Genomic DNA, 19460 nt, shown 5'->3' on the forward strand with positions numbered 1-19460 from the left:
GTAGGCCCGATAAGGCGTTCGCGCCGCCATCCGGCAAAAACGCGGCACTATTGCCTGATGGCGCTGCGCTTATCAGGCCTATGAAACACCTGGCAAATGGAGATAGGGCTATGGGAATTAATGAAATCATCATGTACATCATGATGTTCTTTATGCTGATTGCCGCCGTGGACAGGATCCTGTCGCAGTTTGGCGGTTCGGCGCGTTTTCTCGGTAAATTCGGTAAGAGCATCGAGGGGTCGGGCGGTCAGTTTGAAGAAGGTTTTATGGCGATGGGCGCGCTGGGGCTGGCGATGGTCGGTATGACCGCCCTGGCGCCGGTGCTGGCGAAGCTGCTCGGGCCGGTGATTATCCCGCTGTATGAAATGCTCGGCGCGAACCCGTCGATGTTCGCCGGAACGCTGCTGGCCTGCGATATGGGCGGCTTCTTCCTCGCCAAAGAACTGGCGGGCGGCGATGTGGCGGCATGGCTGTACTCCGGCCTGATCCTGGGGGCGATGATGGGGCCGACGATCGTCTTCTCCATTCCGGTGGCGCTCGGCATTATCGAGCCGTCTGACCGCCGCTACCTGGCGCTGGGCGTGCTGGCGGGGATTGTCACCATTCCCATTGGCTGTATCGCCGGTGGTTTAGTGGCGATGTACTCCGGCGTGGAGATCAACGGGCAACCGGTGGAGTTTACCTTCGCGCTGATCCTGATGAACATGATCCCGGTGATCATCGTCGCGGTGTTGGTTGCGCTGGGGCTGAAATTTATCCCGGAGAAAATGATCAGCGGTTTCCAGATCTTCGCTAAATTCCTGGTGGCGTTGATCACTATTGGCCTGGCGGCTGCGGTGATTAAATTCCTGCTGGGATGGGAGCTGATCCCAGGTCTTGACCCGATCTTCATGTCCCCTGGCGACCAGCCTGGCGAAGTGATGCGCGCCATTGAAGTGATCGGCTCCATCTCCTGCGTTCTGCTCGGCGCCTATCCGATGGTGCTTCTGCTGACCCGCTGGTTTGAAAAACCGCTGATGCGCGTTGGCGGCCTGTTAAAAATCAACAATATGGCGGCAGGCGGCATGGTCGCGACGCTGGCGAACAATATTCCGATGTTCGGCATGATGAAACAGATGGATACCCGCGGCAAAGTGATCAACTGCGCCTTCGCGGTCTCCGCTGCCTTTGCGCTGGGCGACCACTTAGGCTTTGCGGCCGCCAACATGAACGCGATGATCTTCCCGATGATTGTCGGCAAGCTGATCGGCGGCGTGACGGCGATTGGCGTGGCGATGATGCTGGTGCCCAAAGATGAAGATGTTCCGGCAGAAACGGAAGTGGAGGCGCAGTCGTGAACACTCGCCAGCTACTGAGCGTCGGTATCGATATCGGCACCACCACCACTCAGGTGATCTTCTCACGCCTTGAGCTGGTTAACCGTGCGGCAGTGTCGCAGGTGCCGCGCTACGAATTTATCAAACGTGAAATTAGCTGGCAAAGCCCGGTCTTTTTTACCCCTGTGGATAAGCAGGGCGGATTGAAAGAGGCCGAACTTAAGGCGCTGATTCTGGATCAGTATCAGGCGGCGGGGATTGCGCCGGAGACGGTGGATTCCGGGGCGATCATCATTACCGGCGAAAGCGCGAAAACCCGCAATGCGCGTCCGGCAGTGATGGCGCTGTCGCAGTCTCTCGGCGATTTTGTCGTCGCCAGCGCCGGGCCGCATCTGGAATCGGTGATTGCCGGGCACGGCGCGGGGGCGCAGACCCTGTCTGAACAGCGTTTGTGTCGCGTGCTCAACATCGACATCGGCGGCGGCACTTCGAACTATGTTCTGTTTGACGCCGGAAAAGTGAGCGGCTCCGCCTGTCTGAACGTGGGCGGCAGATTGCTGGAAACGGACGGTCAGGGGCGGGTGGTGCATGCGCATAAACCGGGGCAGATGATCGTTGAGGCGGTGTTCGGCGCGGGCACTGACGCCCGCTCGCTCAATGCCACACAGCTGGCGCAGGTCGTGCGGAGGATGGCGGATTTGATCGTCGAAATCATTGACGGCGAGCCTTCGCCGCTGGCGCAGGCGCTGATGCAAACCGGATTACTGCCCGCAGGGGTGAAACCGGAAGTGATCACCCTTTCCGGCGGAGTCGGGGAGTGCTACCGCAATCAGCCTGCCGATCCGTTCTGCTTTTCTGATGTCGGCCCGCTGCTGGCGACGGCGCTGCATGAGCACCCGCGCCTGCGTGAGATGAACGTGCAGTTTCCGACGCAAACCGTGCGCGCCACGGTGATTGGCGCGGGGGCGCACACGCTGTCGCTGTCCGGCAGCACCATCTGGCTGGAGGGGGTGGCGCTTCCGCTGCGCAACCTGCCGGTGGCGATTCCACAAGATGAAAGTGAACTGGTGGCCGCCTGGGAACAGGCGCTGACTCAGCTCGATCTCGACCCTGGCACTGACGCATACGTGCTGGCGCTTCCCGCCCGGCTTCCGGTGCGCTACGCGGCATTACTCACGGTCATCGACGCGCTGCTGGCGTTTACCGCGCGTTTTCCCAATCCGCATCCCCTGCTGGTGGTGGCCGAGCAGGACTTTGGCAAAGCCCTGGGCATGTTATTGCGCCCACAGTTACAGCAACACCCGCTGGCGGTCATTGACGAAGTGAGCGTCCGGGCGGGGGACTATATCGACATTGGTACGCCTCTTTTTGGCGGATCGGTTGTGCCGGTGACGGTGAAATCACTCGCATTTCCTTCCTGAGGGAACGACTTATGAAACTAAAGACCACATTGTTCGGCAATGTTTATCAGTTTAAGGATGTAAAAGAGGTGCTGGCAAAAGCCAACGAACTGCGTTCGGGGGATGTGCTGGCAGGTGTTGCGGCTGAAAGCTCACAGGAGCGCGTTGCCGCGAAACAGGTGTTGTCGGAAATGTCGGTGGCGGATATTCGCAACAACCCGGTGATTTCCTATGAAGAGGACTGCGTGACGCGTCTGATTCAGGACGACGTCAATGAAACGGCCTATAACCGCATTAAAAACTGGAGCATCAGTGAGCTGCGCGAATATGTGCTGAGTGATGAAACTTCCGTGGATGACATTGCGTTTACGCGTAAAGGGCTGACTTCGGAAGTGGTGGCGGCGGTCGCGAAGATCTGCTCCAACGCCGACCTGATCTACGGTGGTAAGAAGATGCCGGTGATCAAAAAGGCCAATACCACCATCGGTATTCCGGGCACCTTTAGCTGCCGTTTGCAGCCGAACGATACCCGTGACGATGTACAGAGTATCGCCGCGCAAATCTATGAAGGGCTCTCTTTCGGGGCGGGCGATGCGGTGATTGGCGTTAACCCGGTAACGGACGACGTGGAAAACTTAAGTCGCGTGCTGGATACCGTGTACGGGGTGATCGACAAGTTCAATATTCCGACGCAGGGCTGCGTACTGGCGCACGTCACCACTCAGATTGAAGCCATTCGTCGCGGCGCGCCGGGCGGGCTGATTTTCCAGAGTATTTGCGGCAGCGAAAAAGGATTAAAAGAGTTCGGCGTGGAGCTGGCGATGCTGGATGAAGCGCGTGCGGTCGGCGCGGAGTTCAACCGTATCGCCGGGGAAAACTGCCTGTACTTTGAAACCGGGCAGGGTTCTGCGCTTTCGGCTGGAGCCAACTTCGGCGCCGACCAGGTGACGATGGAAGCGCGTAACTACGGCCTGGCGCGGCACTACGATCCGTTCCTGGTGAATACGGTGGTCGGTTTTATCGGGCCGGAGTATCTCTACAATGACCGGCAGATTATTCGCGCCGGTCTGGAAGATCACTTCATGGGCAAGCTGAGCGGCATCTCAATGGGCTGCGACTGCTGCTACACCAACCACGCCGACGCCGATCAGAACCTCAACGAAAACCTGATGATTCTGCTCGCCACCGCAGGCTGTAACTACATTATGGGCATGCCGCTCGGTGACGACATCATGCTCAACTACCAGACCACCGCATTCCACGATACTGCAACGGTACGTCAGTTACTCAACCTGCGTCCGTCGCCGGAGTTTGAGCGCTGGCTGGAAACGATGGGCATTATGGAAAACGGTCGCCTGACCAAGCGGGCGGGCGATCCGTCACTGTTCTTCTGATGACGCGGGGATGACATACGATGGATCAAAAACAGATTGAAGAAATTGTACGCAGTGTAATGGCGTCAATGGGCGAGTCGCAGCCGCAGGCCCCCGCAGAATCCGCGCCAGCCTGTAGCGCTAAACAATGTGCCGCACCTTCAGCGCCTTTAGCGGCGGAAAGCTGCGCGCTGGATTTAGGTTCGGCTGAGGCGAAAGCCTGGGTAGGCGTGGAGAATCCGCATCGCGCGGATGTGTTGGCCGAACTGCGCCGCAGCACCGCTGCGCGCGTGTGTACCGGTCGCGCCGGCCCACGTCCGCGCACCCTGGCGCTGTTGCGCTTCCTGGCGGATCACTCGCGTTCGAAAGATACCGTCCTGAAAGAGGTGCCGGAAGAGTGGGTGAAAGCACAGGGGCTGCTGGAAGTGCGTTCGGAAATCAGCGACAAAAACCTCTACCTGACCCGCCCGGATATGGGGCGTCGTCTGAGCCAGGAGGCCATTGACGCGCTGAAAGCGCAGTGTGTCGCCAGCCCGGATGTCCAGGTGGTGATTTCCGATGGTTTATCGACGGATGCGATTACCGCCAACTACGAAGAGATCCTGCCGCCGCTGCTCTCTGGCCTGAAACAGGCGGGGCTGAAAGTCGGGACGCCGTTCTTTGTACGCTATGGCCGCGTGAAGATTGAAGATCAGATCGGCGAAATTCTTGGCGCGAAAGTGGTGATTCTGCTGGTGGGTGAGCGTCCTGGCTTAGGTCAGTCGGAAAGCCTCTCCTGCTATGCGGTTTACTCACCACGGGTGGCAACCACCGTTGAAGCGGATCGTACCTGTATTTCGAATATTCACCAGGGCGGCACGCCGCCGGTTGAAGCCGCAGCGGTAATTGTGGATTTGGCGAAACGTATGCTGGAGCAGAAAGCATCCGGCATCAATATGACCCGTTAAGGAGGCAACATGCCAGCATTAGATTTGATTCGACCGTCGGTCACCGCAATGCGCGTGATTGCCTCGGTGAATGACGGTTTCGCGCGTGAGCTTAAATTACCGTCACATATACGTAGCCTCGGTCTCATCACGGCAGACTCTGATGACGTAACGTATATTGCGGCAGACGAAGCGACAAAACAGGCGATGGTGGAAGTGGTGTATGGCCGTTCACTGTATGCCGGAGCGGCCCACGGGCCGTCGCCGACGGCCGGTGAAGTCTTGATTATGTTGGGCGGCCCGAACCCGGCGGAAGTGCGGGCGGGTCTGGATGCGATGGTGGCGCATATTGAAGGCGGCGCAGCGTTCCAGTGGGCCAACGATGCGGAAGATACAGCATTCCTGGCGCATGTGGTTTCGCGTACCGGGTCTTATCTCTCATCAACCTCAGGCATCGCGCTGGGCGATCCTATCGCCTATCTGGTGGCGCCGCCGCTGGAAGCGACGTTTGGCATTGATGCGGCGATGAAATCCGCCGATGTCCAACTGGTGACCTACGTGCCGCCGCCGTCAGAAACCAACTACTCTGCGGCGTTTTTAACGGGGAGCCAGGCCGCCTGTAAAGCCGCCTGCAACGCCTTTACCGATGCCGTTCTGGATATTGCCCGTAATCCCGTCCAGCGCGCGTAAGAGAGGTAGCGATGATCAATGCACTGGGATTACTGGAAGTGGATGGCATGGTTGCCGCCGTTGATGCGGCGGACGCCATGTTGAAAGCCGCCAATGTGCGATTGCTCAGCCACGAAGTGCTCGATCCCGGCCGGCTGACGCTGGTGGTGGAGGGCGATCTGGCGGCGTGTCGCGCGGCGCTGGATGCCGGAAGCGCCGCAGCACAACGCACGGGCCGTGTTATCAGCCGCAAAGAAATTGGGCGGCCGGAAGACGACACCCAGTGGCTGATCGGCGGCTTTAAGCGCCAGCCAACGAAAGTCGGAAAGACGCCAGATGCGCCTGTTACCTCTGAATCCTCAGAAGCGCTGTTGGCGTTATTAGCATCAGTACGTCAGGGAATGACGGCAGGGGAGGTGGCCGCGCATTTTGGCTGGTCACTGGAGCGCGCCAGAAATGCGCTGGAGCAACTCTTTTCTGACGGGGCGTTGCGTAAACGCAGTAGTCGCTATCGTCTGAAGAAAGTATAACCTGTCGGAGGTGCCGGGGACGTTGCGCCCCGGCTTTGAAGATCATGAAAAAGACTCGTACAGCAAACTTGCACCATCTTTATCATGAAGCGTTACCCGAAGACGTTAAACTTACGCCTCTGGTTGAGGTGGATAATGTTCACCAGCGGCTGACAACGGACGTCTATGAACACGCCCTGACGATAACCGCCTGGCAGCAGATTTACGATCAGCTGCATCCCGGTAAATTTCATGGGGAATTCACGGAAATCCTGCTGGATGAAATTCAGGTGTTCCGTGAGTACACCGGTCTGGCGCTGCGTCAGTCTTGCCTGGTCTGGCCGAACTCCTTCTGGTTCGGTATTCCGGCAACGCGCGGCGAGCAAGGTTTTATCGGCACGCAGTGCATTGGCAGCGCGGAGATCGCTACCCGTCCTGGCGGGACGGAGTTTGAGCTGAGCACGCCGGATGATTACACCATCCTTGGCGTGGTTATCTCGGAGGAGGTGCTTACCCGGCAGGCCAATTTCCTGCATCACCCGGAAAGGGTGCTGCATATGCTGCGTAACCAGTCTGCGCTGGAGGTGAAAGAGCAGCATAAAGCGGCGCTGTGGGGCTTTGTCCAGCAGGCGCTGGCGACGTTCAGCGAGAACCCGGAAAACCTGCATCAGCACGCGGTGCGTAAAGTGCTGGGGGACAACCTGCTGCTGGCGATGGGGACGATGCTGGAAGAAGCGCAGCCGATTATAACGGCAGAAAGCGTCAGCCATCAGAGCTATCGAAAATTGCTGTCCCGCGCGCGGGAATACGTGCTGGAGAATATGTCGGAGCCGCTGACGGTGCTCGATCTGTGCAATCAGCTGCACGTCAGCCGCCGCACGTTGCAAAACGCGTTTCACGCGATTCTGGGGATTGGCCCGAACGCGTGGCTGAAGCGGATTCGATTAAACGCGGTGCGGCGGGAGCTGATCAGTCCGTGGTCGCAAAGTTCGACGGTCAAAGAGGCGGCAATGCAGTGGGGGTTCTGGCATCTGGGGCAGTTCGCGACCGATTACCAGCAACTGTTTGCCGAAAAACCGTCGCTGACGCTGCATCAGCGTATGCGCCAGTGGATGTGATGACATTATTGTGCCGGATGCGACGCTTTGCGTCTTATCCGGCCTACGGGGCGCTACCGTTGTAGTTGTAGGCCGGATAAGGCGTTAGCCGTCATCAGGCAAAAACGCGGCCAGGTAAATTACACCCAGTCGCGGACTTTGATAAATTCGCTCAGCGCCGCTTCCGGGCTGCCTTCTTCCGGCTGCCAGTCGTACTCCCAGCGCACCAGCGGCGGCATCGACATCAAAATGGACTCGGTGCGTCCGCCCGTTTGCAGGCCAAACAGCGTGCCGCGATCCCACACCAGATTAAACTCCACATAGCGGCCCCGGCGATAAAGCTGGAAATGACGCTCGCGCTCGCCCCAGGCCATTGCTTTACGCCGCCCGACAATTGGCAGAAAAGCATCGGTATAGCCTTTGCCTACCGCCTGCATAAAGCGAAAGCAGCTGTCGAAATCCGGCGTGTTCAGATCGTCGAAGAAAAGCCCGCCAATGCCGCGCTGCTCATCGCGATGCTTCAGGAAAAAGTAATCGTCGCACCATTTTTTATAGCGCGGATAGACGTCCTCGCCGTAGGGCTGGCACAGATCCCGCGCCGTGCGGTGCCAGTGAATGGCATCCTCTTCAAACGCGTAATAGGGCGTCAGGTCGAAACCGCCGCCAAACCACCAGACCGGCTCCGCGCCGGGCTTCTCCGCAATAAAAAAGCGAACATTGGCATGGCTGGTTGGAATGTACGGATTCAACGGATGCACCACCAGCGACACGCCCATCGCTTCAAAACTGCGCCCTGCCAGCTCCGGGCGGTGTGCCGTCGCGGAGGCGGGCATCGCGTCGCCGTGAACATGGGAGAAATTTACCCCAGCCTGCTCAAAGACACCGCCGTTACGCAGTACCCGGCTGCGCCCGCCGCCACCCGCGTCGCGCTGCCAGCTGTCTTCAACAAAATCAGCGCCATCAACGGCGGCTAACTGCTGGCAAATATCATCCTGAAGGCTGAGCAGGAACTGTTTTACGCGTTGTGCATCGGGTTTCATGATTACCGTTTCTTCGAGTGTGCTTTCTGGTTATCAAACCAGTGGAAATAACTGATCACGCCATTGGCTATCGCGGTGGCGATTTTCTGCCGGAATGCGGTGGTGCCTAACAGACGCTCCTCTTCCGGGTTGGTGATAAATGAGGTTTCTACCAGTACGGAGGGAATTGACGGTGATTTTAGCACCACAAACGCCGCCTGTTCCGTATTGCGACTGTGCAGACGATGCACTGGCTTGATCTTCTTAAGAATATGCGATCCCAGCGTCAGGCTGTTTTTGATGGTGTCGGTTTGCACCAGATCGAACAATACCTGCTGCAACAGATGATCTTTATCGGTCGCTTTTTTCCCCGCGACTTCATCGGCGCGGTTTTCACGGTCGGAGAGGTATTTCGCCATGGCGCTACTGGCGCCGCGATTAGAAAGCGCAAAGACTGAGGCCCCTGCGGCGCTGGGGTTGGTAAAGCCATCTGCGTGGATGGACATAAACAGATCCGCGCCGTGCTTGTGGGCGATTTCCACGCGATCGTACAGGGGAATAAAGGTGTCGCCCGTGCGTGTCAGGCGCGCATCAATCCCCTGGTTGCGCAAAATCGCGCGCACGTTTTTGGCGATCTCCAGCACGACGTGTTTTTCCTTCGAACCGTTGCGACCAATCGCGCCGGTGTCGATACCGCCGTGGCCGGGGTCGAGAACAACAATGCGTCTGGCGCCTGCTTTTTTGGCCTTCGGTTTGCTGTGACCATTACCGGTCTTTAGCGCTTCTTCTTTAGCGATGGCGTGCGACATGCCCGACAGCGTCAGAGCCGCCAGCCCGGCTTTCAGCACCTGGCGGCGCGATGTGAGAGTTTTTAAGGGTTTAAAAGTGCTCATACAGCCTGAGTTGTGAAAATTGAGTTCCAGATGTTATATCGTATCGCGTAATCCGTTACGACTGTTCGTGATGAGAATTGTTTTACTTTTCATTTCAATACGTGACAATCCGTCATTATGCCATTTTTTTCGCCGTTTCGCGTCAGATATTGGCTAAATCAGTCGTTCGCGCCATAATCGGAGTTTTAACCTTGAAAAGGGTCTCAATACCATGGAGATACGCGTTTTTCGCCAGGAAGATTTCGAAGAGGTGATCACCCTCTGGGAGCGCTGCGATTTGCTGCGTCCGTGGAACGATCCTGAAATGGATATCGAACGTAAGCTGAACCATGACGTCAGCTTGTTTCTGGTCGCTGAGGTGAATGGCGAGGTGGTCGGCACGGTCATGGGCGGCTATGACGGCCATCGGGGTTCTGCCTATTATCTTGGCGTACACCCGGAGTTTCGCGGTCGTGGCATCGCCAATGCGCTGTTGAACCGGCTGGAGAAAAAGCTCATTGCTCGCGGCTGCCCGAAAATCCAAATCATGGTGCGGGAAGACAACGACATTGTACTGGGCATGTACGAGCGCCTGGGTTATGAACATTCGGACGCGTTAAGTCTGGGCAAGCGTCTGATTGAAGATGAAGAGTACTGAGTTTCATCCTGCTGACTACGACGGTCATGGGCGCTTGCGCCTGCCTTTTCTGTTCTGGTGCGTGCTGCTGCTTCAGGCGCGTACCTGGGTGCTGTTTGTGATTGCTGGCTCCTCCCGCGAGCAGGGCGATACGCTGCTGAATCTGTTTTATCCCGATCACGATACGTTCTGGCTGGGGTTGTTGCCCGGCGTCCCGGCGGTACTGGCGTTTTTACTGAGCGGGCGGCGCGACGCTTTCCCGGTGCTGTGGCGCGGGCTGCGCGGTTTGTTGATTCTGGCGCAGGGCGTTCTGCTCTGCTGGCAACCGGTGCTGTGGCTGTACGGTGAACCGGTAAACGGCATCGGGCTGGCGCTGGTGGTGGCCGATATTGTCGCGCTTATCTGGTTGCTCTCTAACCGTCGTTTACGCGCCTGCTTTGCACCGGTAAAAGAATAACGGCACTTTTTGGCGAAACCGGACTCCAAACAACGTTGATTAATAAAGAAAGGAAGTGAGATGAAATCGCTGCGTTTGATTTTATGCGCAATGCCGCTGGTGCTGAGCGGCTGTTCAACCCTCTCGTCGGTGAACTGGTCTGCTGCGAATCCGTGGAACTGGTTTGGCTCGTCGACAGAGGTCACTGAGCAGGGCGTTGGGGCATTAACTGCCTCCACGCCGCTGGATGAAAAAGCGATTACTGACGCGCTGGATGGCGACTATCGCCTGCGTAGCGGAATGAAAACCCAGAACGGCAACGTGGTGCGTTTTTTTGAAGCGATGAAAGAGGACAAGGTTGCGCTGGTTATCAATGGCGACCAGGGAACCATCAGCCGTATTGATGTGCTGGACAGCGATATTCCATCGCAGGCAGGCGTTGAAATCGGTACGCCGTTTAGCGACCTTTACAGCAAAGCCTTTGGTAACTGCCAGAAAGCGACGGGCGATGACAGCGCGTCGGTCGAGTGTAAAGCACAAGACAGTCAACATATTAGCTATCTGTTCTCCGGCGAGTGGAACGGCCCGGAAGGGTTAATGCCTCCTGACGACACGCTGAAGAACTGGAAAGTGAGCAAAATCATCTGGCGCCGTTAATTTGCGTCTGAACAAACCGCCTCGCTGAAAAAACGGGTACAATACGCCCATCAATGCCACGCAGCCGTGGCATTCTTATTTTTCAGGAGGAACAATGTCTCAGGTTCAAAGTGGCATTTTGCCAGAACACTGCCGCGCGGCGATTTGGATTGAAGCCAATGTAAAAGGGGATATCGATGCCCTGCGTGCGGCCAGCAAAGCGTTTGCCGATAAACTGGCAACCTTCGAAGCGAAATTCCCTGACGCGCATCTGGGCGCGGTTGTCGCATTTGGCAACAACACCTGGCGCGCCCTGAGCGGCGGCGTTGGGGCTGAAGAGCTGAAAGATTTTATCCCTTACGGTAAAGGTCTGGCGCCAGCAACCCAGTACGATGTGCTGATCCACATTCTTTCACTGCGTCACGACGTGAACTTCTCTGTCGCGCAGGCGGCAATGGCGGCTTTTGGCGAGTGCATCGAGGTGCAGGAAGAAATCCACGGTTTCCGCTGGGTGGAAGAACGCGATCTCAGCGGCTTCGTTGACGGGACGGAAAACCCGGCGGGAGAAGAGGTTCGCCGCGACGTGGCGGTCATCAAAGACGGCGTGGATGCGGGCGGCAGCTACGTGTTCGTTCAGCGTTGGGAACACAACCTGACGCAACTCAACCGCATGAGCGTTCACGACCAGGAGATGATGATTGGTCGTACTAAAGAAGCCAACGAAGAGATCGATGGCGATGACCGTCCGGTCACGTCTCACCTGACCCGCGTGGATCTGAAAGAGGACGGCAAAGGGCTGAAAATTGTGCGCCAGAGCCTGCCATACGGTACGGCCAGCGGCACCCACGGCCTCTATTTCTGCGCTTACTGCGCGCGTCTGTACAATATTGAGCAGCAGTTGCTGAGCATGTTTGGCGATACCGACGGGAAGCGTGACGCCATGCTGCGCTTTACGAAGCCAGTGACGGGCGGCTATTACTTCGCACCGTCTCTGGACAGATTGATGGCGCTGTAATTTCCTTTTGCCGGATGGCGGCGTCGTTTTACCCGGCCTACAGAGCCTTTTTGTAGGCCGGGCAAGCGAAGCGCCCCCGGCAGTCCTGCCTTATCGGTTACTCATGTTTTAACGCCGCGTATATCTGATCCACCACCCAACCGTATGTGGCTATCGGCATCAGCCCGCTGTTAAACATATTCGGGTTCTTTTGCGGGTCGGCGACGGGCGAGTGCGGCTTGTTGCTCAGCATCACAATCGCCATCTGATTGGCCGGGTCGATAACGGTCAGCGTCCCTGTCCATCCGGTATGGCCGTATGCCTGCGCGCTGGCCAGCGTGCCGAATGTCGGCGTCATGGACGCATTGCCGTTAACGCGCCAGCCGAGACCAAACGTGGCATCCTCCGGCGAGGATTGCGTGAACATTTTCACGGTTTCCGGGCTGAACAGCGTCACGTTACCGTACCCTCCGCCATTCAGCATGGTCTGCATCAGTACCGCAATATCGCCGGTATTCGAAAACAGTCCCGCATGTCCTGAAACACCGCCCATCGAGTAGAATGCTTTTTCATCATGCACCTGGCCCCATAGGGTGGTCGTGCGGATATTGGGGAAATGAATCACGCCATCCCGGGTATTGCCGTTCAGTTCCGTCGCGGCGATCTGCTGTTGGCGGAAGCCTTTCTGTAGCGGGTTAAAGACCGTATGCGTTAAACCGAGCGGGCGATAGAGGTTCTCTTCAACATAACGATCGAGCGGCTGGCCCGTCACGGACTCCACGATAAACCCAAGCAGCATATAATCCACATCGCTGTAGATGTGTTTCGTGCCGGGGCGGTACGCCAGCGGCGTGCGTTTGATCATCTCCAGCGTGGTGGCTTTATCCTGCGAATACAACTCGCCCGCGACGGCCTGGTTCGGGTATTGCGGGTCAGCAGGGAAACCGCCGGAATGATGCAGCAAATCCGCAATGCGTAACGTGCTTTTCCCTTTAATCGCATCCCCCGGACGATCGCCAAAATCGGGAATATATTTCGAGATAAGATCGTCCGGCTGTAATTTGCCCTCTGACATCAGTTTTTGCAGGGCAAAGTTCGTGGCATACATTTTTGTATTTGATGCCAGGTCGTACAGGGTGTCAGTGGTTGCCTTGACGGGATGAGACATCAGGACGCTGCCGTCATATTTTTTAGCCTGACCCCAGGCCTTACGATAAACAATATGACTGTCTTTAATAATGAGCAGGTTAACGCTCGGATAACCGGCATCAACCTGTTGCGCTATCCAGTTATCCAGCGCGTTAAGCCGTTCAATATTAAATCCTGCTTTTTCCGGCGCGGCGTCAGTCAATACCGGAAATGGCGCGGCGCTGGCAGTGCAACTGAGCGCCAGCAGGGAAGCAAAAAGTAATGTCATTTTCATGGTATTAGTCCAGATTCACATTACGGCAGCCAAAGAGAGCGGTAAAAATAAATCCGCCAAGATACGCAATCAGCATTCCTCCGGCATATACCGCCATTGCGGGCAGAATACCTTGCGCGGACGTCATTAACGGCAGCGCCACCAGACCGGATGGACCAAAGGCGCTGTTTAAGCCCATCGGCAGACCCGACCAGGCCACTAAGCCGATGAATAGCCCCCCGGCAGCGCCGCCGAGGCAGGCGGTGATAAACGGTTTCATTCGTGGCAGCGTAACGCCGTAAATCAGCGGTTCGCCAACACCGAGTAAGCCGGGAATAATCGCCCCGCGAACCTGGCTGCGTAACACACTGTGTTTTTCTGCTCGCCAGTAGAGCGCCAGTGCGGCGCCGACCTGACCCGCGCCCGCCATAGAAAGAATAGGGAACAGGCTGTTGAATCCCTGGCTACTCATTAATGCCAGATAGACGGGAATGAAGCCCTGATGGACGCCAAACACCACCGAAACAAGAAACAGACCCGCCAGAACGGCGCAGCCCAGCGGGTTGCTGTTGAGGTGGATAAAGAGCCATGACATCCCTTCGAACAGCCAGCCGCCCAGCGGCATGATGATCAGGTAGGCCAGTGCGGCGGTGACCAGCAGGGTTAACATGGAGGTCAACAGCATGTCCAGATCGTCGGGCATAAAGCGTCGGATAAAGCCCTCAATACGCGCGCTGGCCCAGGCGGCGATCAGTACGCCGATAATGTTGCCGCGCGGGTCGATCGGCAGGCCAAAGAAGTCCTCAATACCGGAGAAATAGCCCGTGGTGGCGGCAGGGTTGTATCCCAACAGGAACAGCGAGGCGATGATCGCCCCGTTAACGCCGGTGCCGCCGAAAGCCTGCGCGGCGTTATAGCCAATAAGAATGACCAGAAAGGTAAACAGCCCTTTACTGAACACTTTCATAAAGTTCAGGGCGTCGGGAAGCATACCTTGCGCATCGGCCGGAACGTGCAATACGGTACCCAGCAGCGTGGCAATCCCCAGCAGCAGACCCGCAGCAATAAAACCGGGAATGAGCGGCGTAAAAATAGTGGCGAACTTCGACAGGAATTGCTGAATGCCTGAGGTTTGTTTCGCTTTTAGCTGGCTTTTGGTTTTGGCGGCGATATCTGCCGCCTGCGTGACGGTGCCGCTGTTATCGCTCAGTAGCGCATTCATGGCATCTGCCGCCCGCTGCGCTTTACCGGGGCCAAAAATGACCTGCACCTGGTTATTCGAGAGGACCACGCCTTTCACGCCTTCGAGCGTTTTAATCGCCGGATCGACCCGATCGCTGTCATGTACCGCCAGGCGTAAACGGGTCATGCAGTTCCCGCAGGTGGCAATATTACCCGGGCCACCGACCCGGGAGATAATCGTATTCAGGAGATCATTACTGATTTCTTTTGCCATTCGCTTTATTCCTCTTCCAGTACCTGGCGAATGAAGCCGCCATGTTGCTCAAGACGCAGACTGGCTTCTGTTGCGTTGAGGTTTTTCAGTAGCATGACGATAGCGGTTTTGCAGTGACGGCCACAGGCCATCAGCGCGGCTTCAGCCTGTTGCCCGGTGCAGCCTGTCGCATTTTTCACAATATTTACCTGACGCACGTTGAGTTTTTCGTTCGTGGCGACAACATCCACCATCAGGTTGCCAAACACCTTGCCGGATTTAATCATCAGGCCGGTGGACAGCATGTTGAGAATCAGCTTCTGCGCGGTGCCCGCCTTCATACGGGAAGAACCGCTCACCACTTCGGCGCCGACAACGGGCGTGATGGTAAGCTCCGCCGCCTTTGCTACGGCGCTCCCCGGATTGCAGGAGATCCCGACCGTCCGGCAGCCGAGCGTACGGGCATATTCCAGACCGGCAATCACATACGGCGTGCGACCGCTGGCCGCAATGCCCACAACCACATCTTTTTCATTGAGTGCGAGGGTCTTCAGGTCGTTGACCCCAAGCTCGCGGTTGTCTTCCGCGCCTTCAATCGCATGCTGTATCGCGCGCTCGCCACCGGCGATCAAACCGATAACCAGGCCTGATTCCACGCCATAGGTCGGGGGGCATTCGCTGGCGTCAAGGATACCCAGGCGACCGGACGTTCCGGCGCCGGTATAAATCAGCCGCCCGCCAGCGCTGACCTGCGCATAAATGATGTCGATAGCCGCGGCGATCTCGGGCAGAACCTGCTCCACGGCGAGTGGAACCGTTTTATCTTCATCATTAATGATGCGGCACATATCGAGGGTGGAAGCCCGGTCAATCTCAAAAGAGGCGCGGTTAACACCTTCGGTAATCATATTTTCAAGTTGCATATTACTTACAGCCTTACAGGTTTAGCGCCCATTTCAGGAATGCTTTTTTCTGGGTGTCGTCAGCTTTCAGATACAGTTGCTGTAGCTGGGAGAGCTGGTCATGCGAAGTGGCTGGCGCCGCCGGGGAAGCGGAGCGCGCCGGAGAAGGTATCATCGTGCTGTCATCGTTGACGATGGCGCTCAGGTCGGTGAACACGGTGATGCTGTCACGGTCGAGAATTTTGATATCAAACGGTACGGGTTTCCCGGCCGCCGTCAGGGTGAATACCGGTTTTTGCGCCATCTGACTGGCTTCTTTTTCGTCCAGCGGTTTTCCCGCAGACAGTTGCAGATCCACATTGCCGGAAGCGTTAAACGAGATGATATACGGGTTAGACGTTACGCGACCCCGGTTATTGTTCACCGATTCAGGATTTGCCGGACTGTCGAACTTCACTACCATTTTTTGAGCGCCGTCTGGCAGCGCCACGTCTTTACTAAAAATACTGACTTTTGCCGAACGGGCCGCCAGCACGCTGACGTTATCGCCAATAAAGAGATGCGGAGCGGCAAAAGCCTGGCTGCAAAACAACAGTGCTGCGGCGGACACAAAATATTTCTTCATTTTTACTCTCCCGGAAAAGGGGAATCAGAATTCGTAACGTAAGCCAAGGTGGAAATAGTCATCAGCCGGGTTGCTGCCGCCAAAGGAGACATCATTGCCGTTCGTCCGTTTTTTCCCTTCTTCACCATTACGCCAGGAGTAAGACGCAAATATGGAACTGCGAACGGTGAGTTTGTACTGCGCTTCAAAGGTGGTGTCGCGAAGTTTCAGCCCGTCGCCGTCCTCATTTTTCAGATGGCGATAGCCGGTACGTAACGCCCAGTCCGGGCTGACGTTCCAGACCAGCGTTGCTTCGTAATCTTTATCGGTGCTGTCCGCAGAACCGTCGAGGTAGGTCACTTTATCCTGGGCATAGAGCAGGCCGAACATGAAATCGCCCAGGTAGTAGCGGGTGCCGATGCCATAAAAGGTGTACTTATCGACATTATTATCCGACAGCGTGGATGTATCGTCATGGCTCGCTTTCTCTGTCTGACCGGCAATCACCGGCTGGAGGCGGCCAAAATCGCCCATATCGAGCGTATAGCGAAGGGCGGCATTATAACCGTAATCCAGATCGGAGGTGTTGTTGCCCAGAATATAGGCGGTAGAGAAATCAAAATTGCCGAATGTGTTCTGGTACTGAATGGTGCCGTCCTGACGGAAAACCTGTACCGCCGTCGGGTCAACAAAGTTTGCCTGGCGGGCCATTGCGACATCGGAGCTGGCGAACACATCGCCGATATCCGTGAACATGATCAGGCCGGATGACACGCGCCCGCCGGTCAGCTTGCCGTATTCGGCAAAATCAATCCCTGCCCAGACGTAACGCGCGGTGAAGTCATTCGGGTTTTCCGCGCTGATGTTGTTCGCGTACTCTGCGGCATTTACCTGATACTGCGTAAAACCAATAACGGCCAGCTTGTCATTAATCGCCTGGCGGGCGGAGAAACCGATACGCGCGTCAAAATCGCCCGAGGTGTCGCCTGATTTCTTGTCAGAGATATTGAATCCGAGACGCCCGTAGAGATCGATATTCGATCCGTCATTGGCCTGGTAGATCACGGCGGCATGGCTGGCGCTGGTTGCGAGGAGAGTAAAGATTGCCAGGGACTTCAGAGTACGTTTCATTATGATTATCCTTTTCTGTGTGTAGTTTTTTGTTGCTATGAAAGACGCAAGGAATCATATATTCCATAAAAATATTTACAATAGAATCATTGAATCGTAATACAAATATTGTGAGGGCTATCAAATTCTCACCCGCGTTGTGTTATCCTGCGAACAGTGCGTTGGAATTAATGATTCCATGATGACGGGAGCGGAAGAGCGATGTTGTATCTGGCGAAAATGCGTAATGCAGAGGGAGAGTTAACGGAAAATGAACAGAAAATTGCCAGCTTTCTTTTGGCCCATGTCAGCGAGCTAAAAACCGTTTCTTCCCGCAATCTGGCGAAGCAGCTGGAAGTCAGCCAGTCCAGTATTGTGAAATTTGCCCAGAAACTTGGCGCGAAGGGATTCACCGAGCTCAGAATGGCGCTCATTGAGGAGTACAGCGTCAACCGGGAAAAGAAACATGACACGGCGCTGCATCTGCACAGTACGATTACCAGTGAAGACAGCCTGGAGGTGATTGCCCGTAAGCTGAACAGAGAAAAAATGTTCGCGCTGGAGGAAACCTGTAGTCTGATGGATTTCGATCGCCTGAAGCAGGTGATTAACCTGATCAGCAATGCCCGGCTTATTCAGATTACGGGCGTCGGCGGTTCGGCGCTGGTAGGACGGGATTTATCCTTCAAACTGATGAAAATTGGTTATCGCGTGGCCTGCGAGGTCGATACCCATGTGCAGGCAACCATTGCTCAGGCCTTGCAGGAAGGGGATGTGCAAATAGCCATTTCCTATAGCGGGTCGAAAAAGGAGATCGTGCTTTGCGCTGAAGCGGCGCGTAAGCAGGGGGCGACGGTGATTGCGATCACCTCTTTGACGGACTCTCCGCTGCGGCGGCTGGCCGATTACACGCTGGATACCGTATCCGGTGAGACCGAATGGCGCAGTTCGTCTATGTCCACCCGAACCGCGCAGAACTCGGTGACCGATCTGCTGTTTGTTGGCATGGTGCAGCTCAATGATGTTGAGTCGCTTCGTATGATTGAGCGCAGCAGCGAACTGATTAATCTTTTAGGCAAGAGCTAGGGACTTTTACGTAAGATTTACCCTAATTAGTGAGCTGTTCCGCAGCACTTATTTGTTTTTTCTGTATTTTCAATGTTAATGGAGTGTAAGGCTTCATCGTAGTTTCGCTGGAGACGAGAGTAGCGCATAAGACGCACCGCTTATGCGCTGCAACAGACTGAAAAGGAGAACATTGAAATGGGTAAACTCACGGGCAAAACGGCATTGATTACCGGCGCGTCACAGGGCATTGGCGAGGGGATCGCCAGAGTGTTTGCTCGCCACGGCGCGAATTTAATTTTGCTGGATATCTCCGATGAGGCGGAAAAACTGGCGGATGAGCTGGGCGGACGCGGTCATCGTTGTACCGCCATCAAAGCGGATGTCAGGGATTTTGCATCGGTCGCGGCGGCAGTGGCGCGCGCGAAAAAGATAGAAGGTAAAATTGATATTCTGGTCAACAATGCGGGTGTTTGCCGGTTGGGCAACTTCCTCGACATGAGCGAAGAAGATCGCGATTTCCATATCGATATTAATATCAAAGGCGTCTGGAACGTCACAAAAGCCGTTCTGCCGGAAATGGTTGAACGCAAAGATGGGCGTATCGTCATGATGTCCTCCGTGACCGGGGATATGGTGGCCGATCCAGGCGAAACGGCTTATGCCCTGTCTAAAGCGGCGATTATCGGACTCACCAAGTCCCTGGCCGTGGAGTATGCGCAGTCCGGCGTTCGTGTGAACGCAATCTGTCCGGGTTATGTCCGCACGCCGATGGCGGAAAATATTGCCCGTCAGTCTAATCCTGACGATCCTGAATCGGTACTCACCGAAATGGCGAAAGCGATCCCGATGCGCCGTCTGGCCTGTCCGCTCGAAGTGGGTGAACTGGCGGCCTTCCTGGCGTCGGATGAGTCCAGCTATTTGACCGGGACGCAAAACGTGATTGATGGCGGCAGCACGCTGCCTGAAAGCGTGAGCGTGGGCGTCTGATTAACGCCGCTTTCCTCCTCACGCATGTGGGGAGGGATTCTCTTATTCCCTTTTCGACTTTCAAATCA

At 56.1% G+C, this 19460-nt stretch carries 20 protein-coding genes; 13 read left to right on the plus strand and 7 right to left on the minus strand.

The genetic code is table 11. The features are described 5' to 3' along the window. The first annotated feature begins 110 nt into the window (after positions 1-110). The 7 genes from eutH to eutR are packed head-to-tail and all read left to right on the plus strand — an operon-like array spanning position 111 to position 7311. Positions 111-1337, plus strand: coding sequence for an ethanolamine utilization protein EutH (gene eutH, locus OGV83_RS10635; protein ID WP_047462122.1), 1227 nt, complete (start codon positions 111-113; stop codon positions 1335-1337). Then, a complete protein-coding gene (gene eutA / locus OGV83_RS10640; protein WP_115608981.1) occupies positions 1334-2737 on the plus strand; it encodes an ethanolamine ammonia-lyase reactivating factor EutA in 1404 nt (467 codons plus the stop codon). Before eutH ends, eutA begins: the two co-directional genes overlap by 4 nt. An 11-nt stretch (positions 2738-2748) precedes the next feature. Then, positions 2749-4110: an ethanolamine ammonia-lyase subunit alpha gene (gene eutB / locus OGV83_RS10645; RefSeq protein WP_012131337.1), complete on the plus strand. Its 1362-nt coding sequence runs from the start codon at positions 2749-2751 to the stop codon at positions 4108-4110. Between the two features lie 20 nt (positions 4111-4130). Then, the gene (eutC, locus tag OGV83_RS10650; RefSeq protein WP_047462128.1) at positions 4131-5036 is read left to right on the plus strand and encodes an ethanolamine ammonia-lyase subunit EutC; all 906 of its coding nucleotides are present in this window, start codon (positions 4131-4133) and stop codon (positions 5034-5036) included. A gap of 9 nt (positions 5037-5045) precedes the next feature. Beyond that, a complete protein-coding gene (gene eutL, locus OGV83_RS10655) occupies positions 5046-5705 on the plus strand; it encodes an ethanolamine utilization microcompartment protein EutL (RefSeq protein WP_047462132.1) in 660 nt (219 codons plus the stop codon). An 11-nt stretch (positions 5706-5716) separates the two neighbouring features. Next, positions 5717-6214 (plus strand): ethanolamine utilization microcompartment protein EutK, encoded by a 498-nt coding sequence (eutK, locus tag OGV83_RS10660; RefSeq protein ID WP_012131340.1) that lies wholly within the window; start codon positions 5717-5719, stop codon positions 6212-6214. A gap of 44 nt (positions 6215-6258) precedes the next feature. Then, complete coding sequence (gene eutR / locus OGV83_RS10665; protein WP_012131341.1) at positions 6259-7311, plus strand: HTH-type transcriptional regulator EutR; 1053 nt, start codon at positions 6259-6261, stop codon at positions 7309-7311. A 119-nt stretch (positions 7312-7430) separates the two neighbouring features. Here eutR and hemF read toward each other — a convergent pair whose 3' ends face one another. Both hemF and amiA read right to left on the minus strand, forming a co-directional pair. After that, complete coding sequence (gene hemF, locus OGV83_RS10670; RefSeq protein WP_134769173.1) at positions 7431-8330, minus strand: oxygen-dependent coproporphyrinogen oxidase; 900 nt, start codon at positions 8328-8330, stop codon at positions 7431-7433. A gap of 2 nt (positions 8331-8332) precedes the next feature. After that, complete coding sequence (amiA, locus tag OGV83_RS10675) at positions 8333-9202, minus strand: N-acetylmuramoyl-L-alanine amidase AmiA (RefSeq protein ID WP_012131343.1); 870 nt, start codon at positions 9200-9202, stop codon at positions 8333-8335. A gap of 211 nt (positions 9203-9413) precedes the next feature. Here amiA and OGV83_RS10680 point away from each other — a divergent pair, with 211 nt between their 5' ends. The 4 genes from OGV83_RS10680 to OGV83_RS10695 all read left to right on the plus strand — a co-directional run bounded on the left by OGV83_RS10680 (position 9414) and on the right by OGV83_RS10695 (position 11905). Next, positions 9414-9839 carry a GNAT family acetyltransferase gene (locus OGV83_RS10680; RefSeq protein ID WP_012131345.1) on the plus strand — a complete coding sequence of 142 codons (426 nt, stop codon included), beginning with the start codon at positions 9414-9416 and terminating at the stop codon, positions 9837-9839. After that, on the plus strand, positions 9826-10275 hold the full coding sequence (locus OGV83_RS10685; protein WP_049009818.1) for a DUF2919 domain-containing protein: 450 nt from the start codon (positions 9826-9828) through the stop codon (positions 10273-10275). The genes OGV83_RS10680 and OGV83_RS10685 overlap by 14 nt, the downstream gene beginning before the upstream one ends. Positions 10276-10335: 60 nt before the next feature. Continuing rightward, complete coding sequence (locus OGV83_RS10690) at positions 10336-10911, plus strand: RpoE-regulated lipoprotein (RefSeq protein WP_024130133.1); 576 nt, start codon at positions 10336-10338, stop codon at positions 10909-10911. A 94-nt stretch (positions 10912-11005) separates the two neighbouring features. Further along, a complete protein-coding gene (locus OGV83_RS10695) occupies positions 11006-11905 on the plus strand; it encodes a Dyp-type peroxidase (protein WP_200053412.1) in 900 nt (299 codons plus the stop codon). Between the two features lie 97 nt (positions 11906-12002). Here OGV83_RS10695 and pbp4b read toward each other — a convergent pair whose 3' ends face one another. From pbp4b to OGV83_RS10720, 5 genes are read right to left on the minus strand one after another with little or no spacing between them, the layout of a single operon-like run. After that, complete coding sequence (gene pbp4b, locus OGV83_RS10700) at positions 12003-13307, minus strand: penicillin binding protein PBP4B (RefSeq protein WP_047462148.1); 1305 nt, start codon at positions 13305-13307, stop codon at positions 12003-12005. Between the two features lie 4 nt (positions 13308-13311). Next, positions 13312-14742 carry a PTS N-acetylmuramic acid transporter subunit IIBC gene (gene murP, locus OGV83_RS10705; protein ID WP_012131350.1) on the minus strand — a complete coding sequence of 477 codons (1431 nt, stop codon included), beginning with the start codon at positions 14740-14742 and terminating at the stop codon, positions 13312-13314. Between the two features lie 5 nt (positions 14743-14747). Further along, on the minus strand, positions 14748-15644 hold the full coding sequence (gene murQ / locus OGV83_RS10710; protein ID WP_286463561.1) for an N-acetylmuramic acid 6-phosphate etherase: 897 nt from the start codon (positions 15642-15644) through the stop codon (positions 14748-14750). Positions 15645-15657: 13 nt separating this feature from the next. Further along, positions 15658-16248 (minus strand): DUF2057 family protein, encoded by a 591-nt coding sequence (locus OGV83_RS10715; protein WP_012131352.1) that lies wholly within the window; start codon positions 16246-16248, stop codon positions 15658-15660. Between the two features lie 24 nt (positions 16249-16272). Next, on the minus strand, positions 16273-17358 hold the full coding sequence (locus OGV83_RS10720; protein WP_012131354.1) for a porin: 1086 nt from the start codon (positions 17356-17358) through the stop codon (positions 16273-16275). Between the two features lie 201 nt (positions 17359-17559). On the opposite strand from OGV83_RS10720, the gene murR reads away from it, so the two are divergent. Both murR and ucpA read left to right on the plus strand, forming a co-directional pair. After that, the gene (gene murR, locus OGV83_RS10725) at positions 17560-18423 is read left to right on the plus strand and encodes an HTH-type transcriptional regulator MurR (RefSeq protein ID WP_286463563.1); all 864 of its coding nucleotides are present in this window, start codon (positions 17560-17562) and stop codon (positions 18421-18423) included. Between the two features lie 177 nt (positions 18424-18600). Beyond that, complete coding sequence (gene ucpA / locus OGV83_RS10730) at positions 18601-19392, plus strand: SDR family oxidoreductase UcpA (RefSeq protein ID WP_012131356.1); 792 nt, start codon at positions 18601-18603, stop codon at positions 19390-19392. Positions 19393-19460 lie beyond the last annotated feature (68 nt).

The sequence above is a fragment of the Citrobacter sp. CK189 genome, from assembly GCF_030333505.1.
Lineage (GTDB): Bacteria > Pseudomonadota > Gammaproteobacteria > Enterobacterales > Enterobacteriaceae > Citrobacter_B > Citrobacter_B koseri.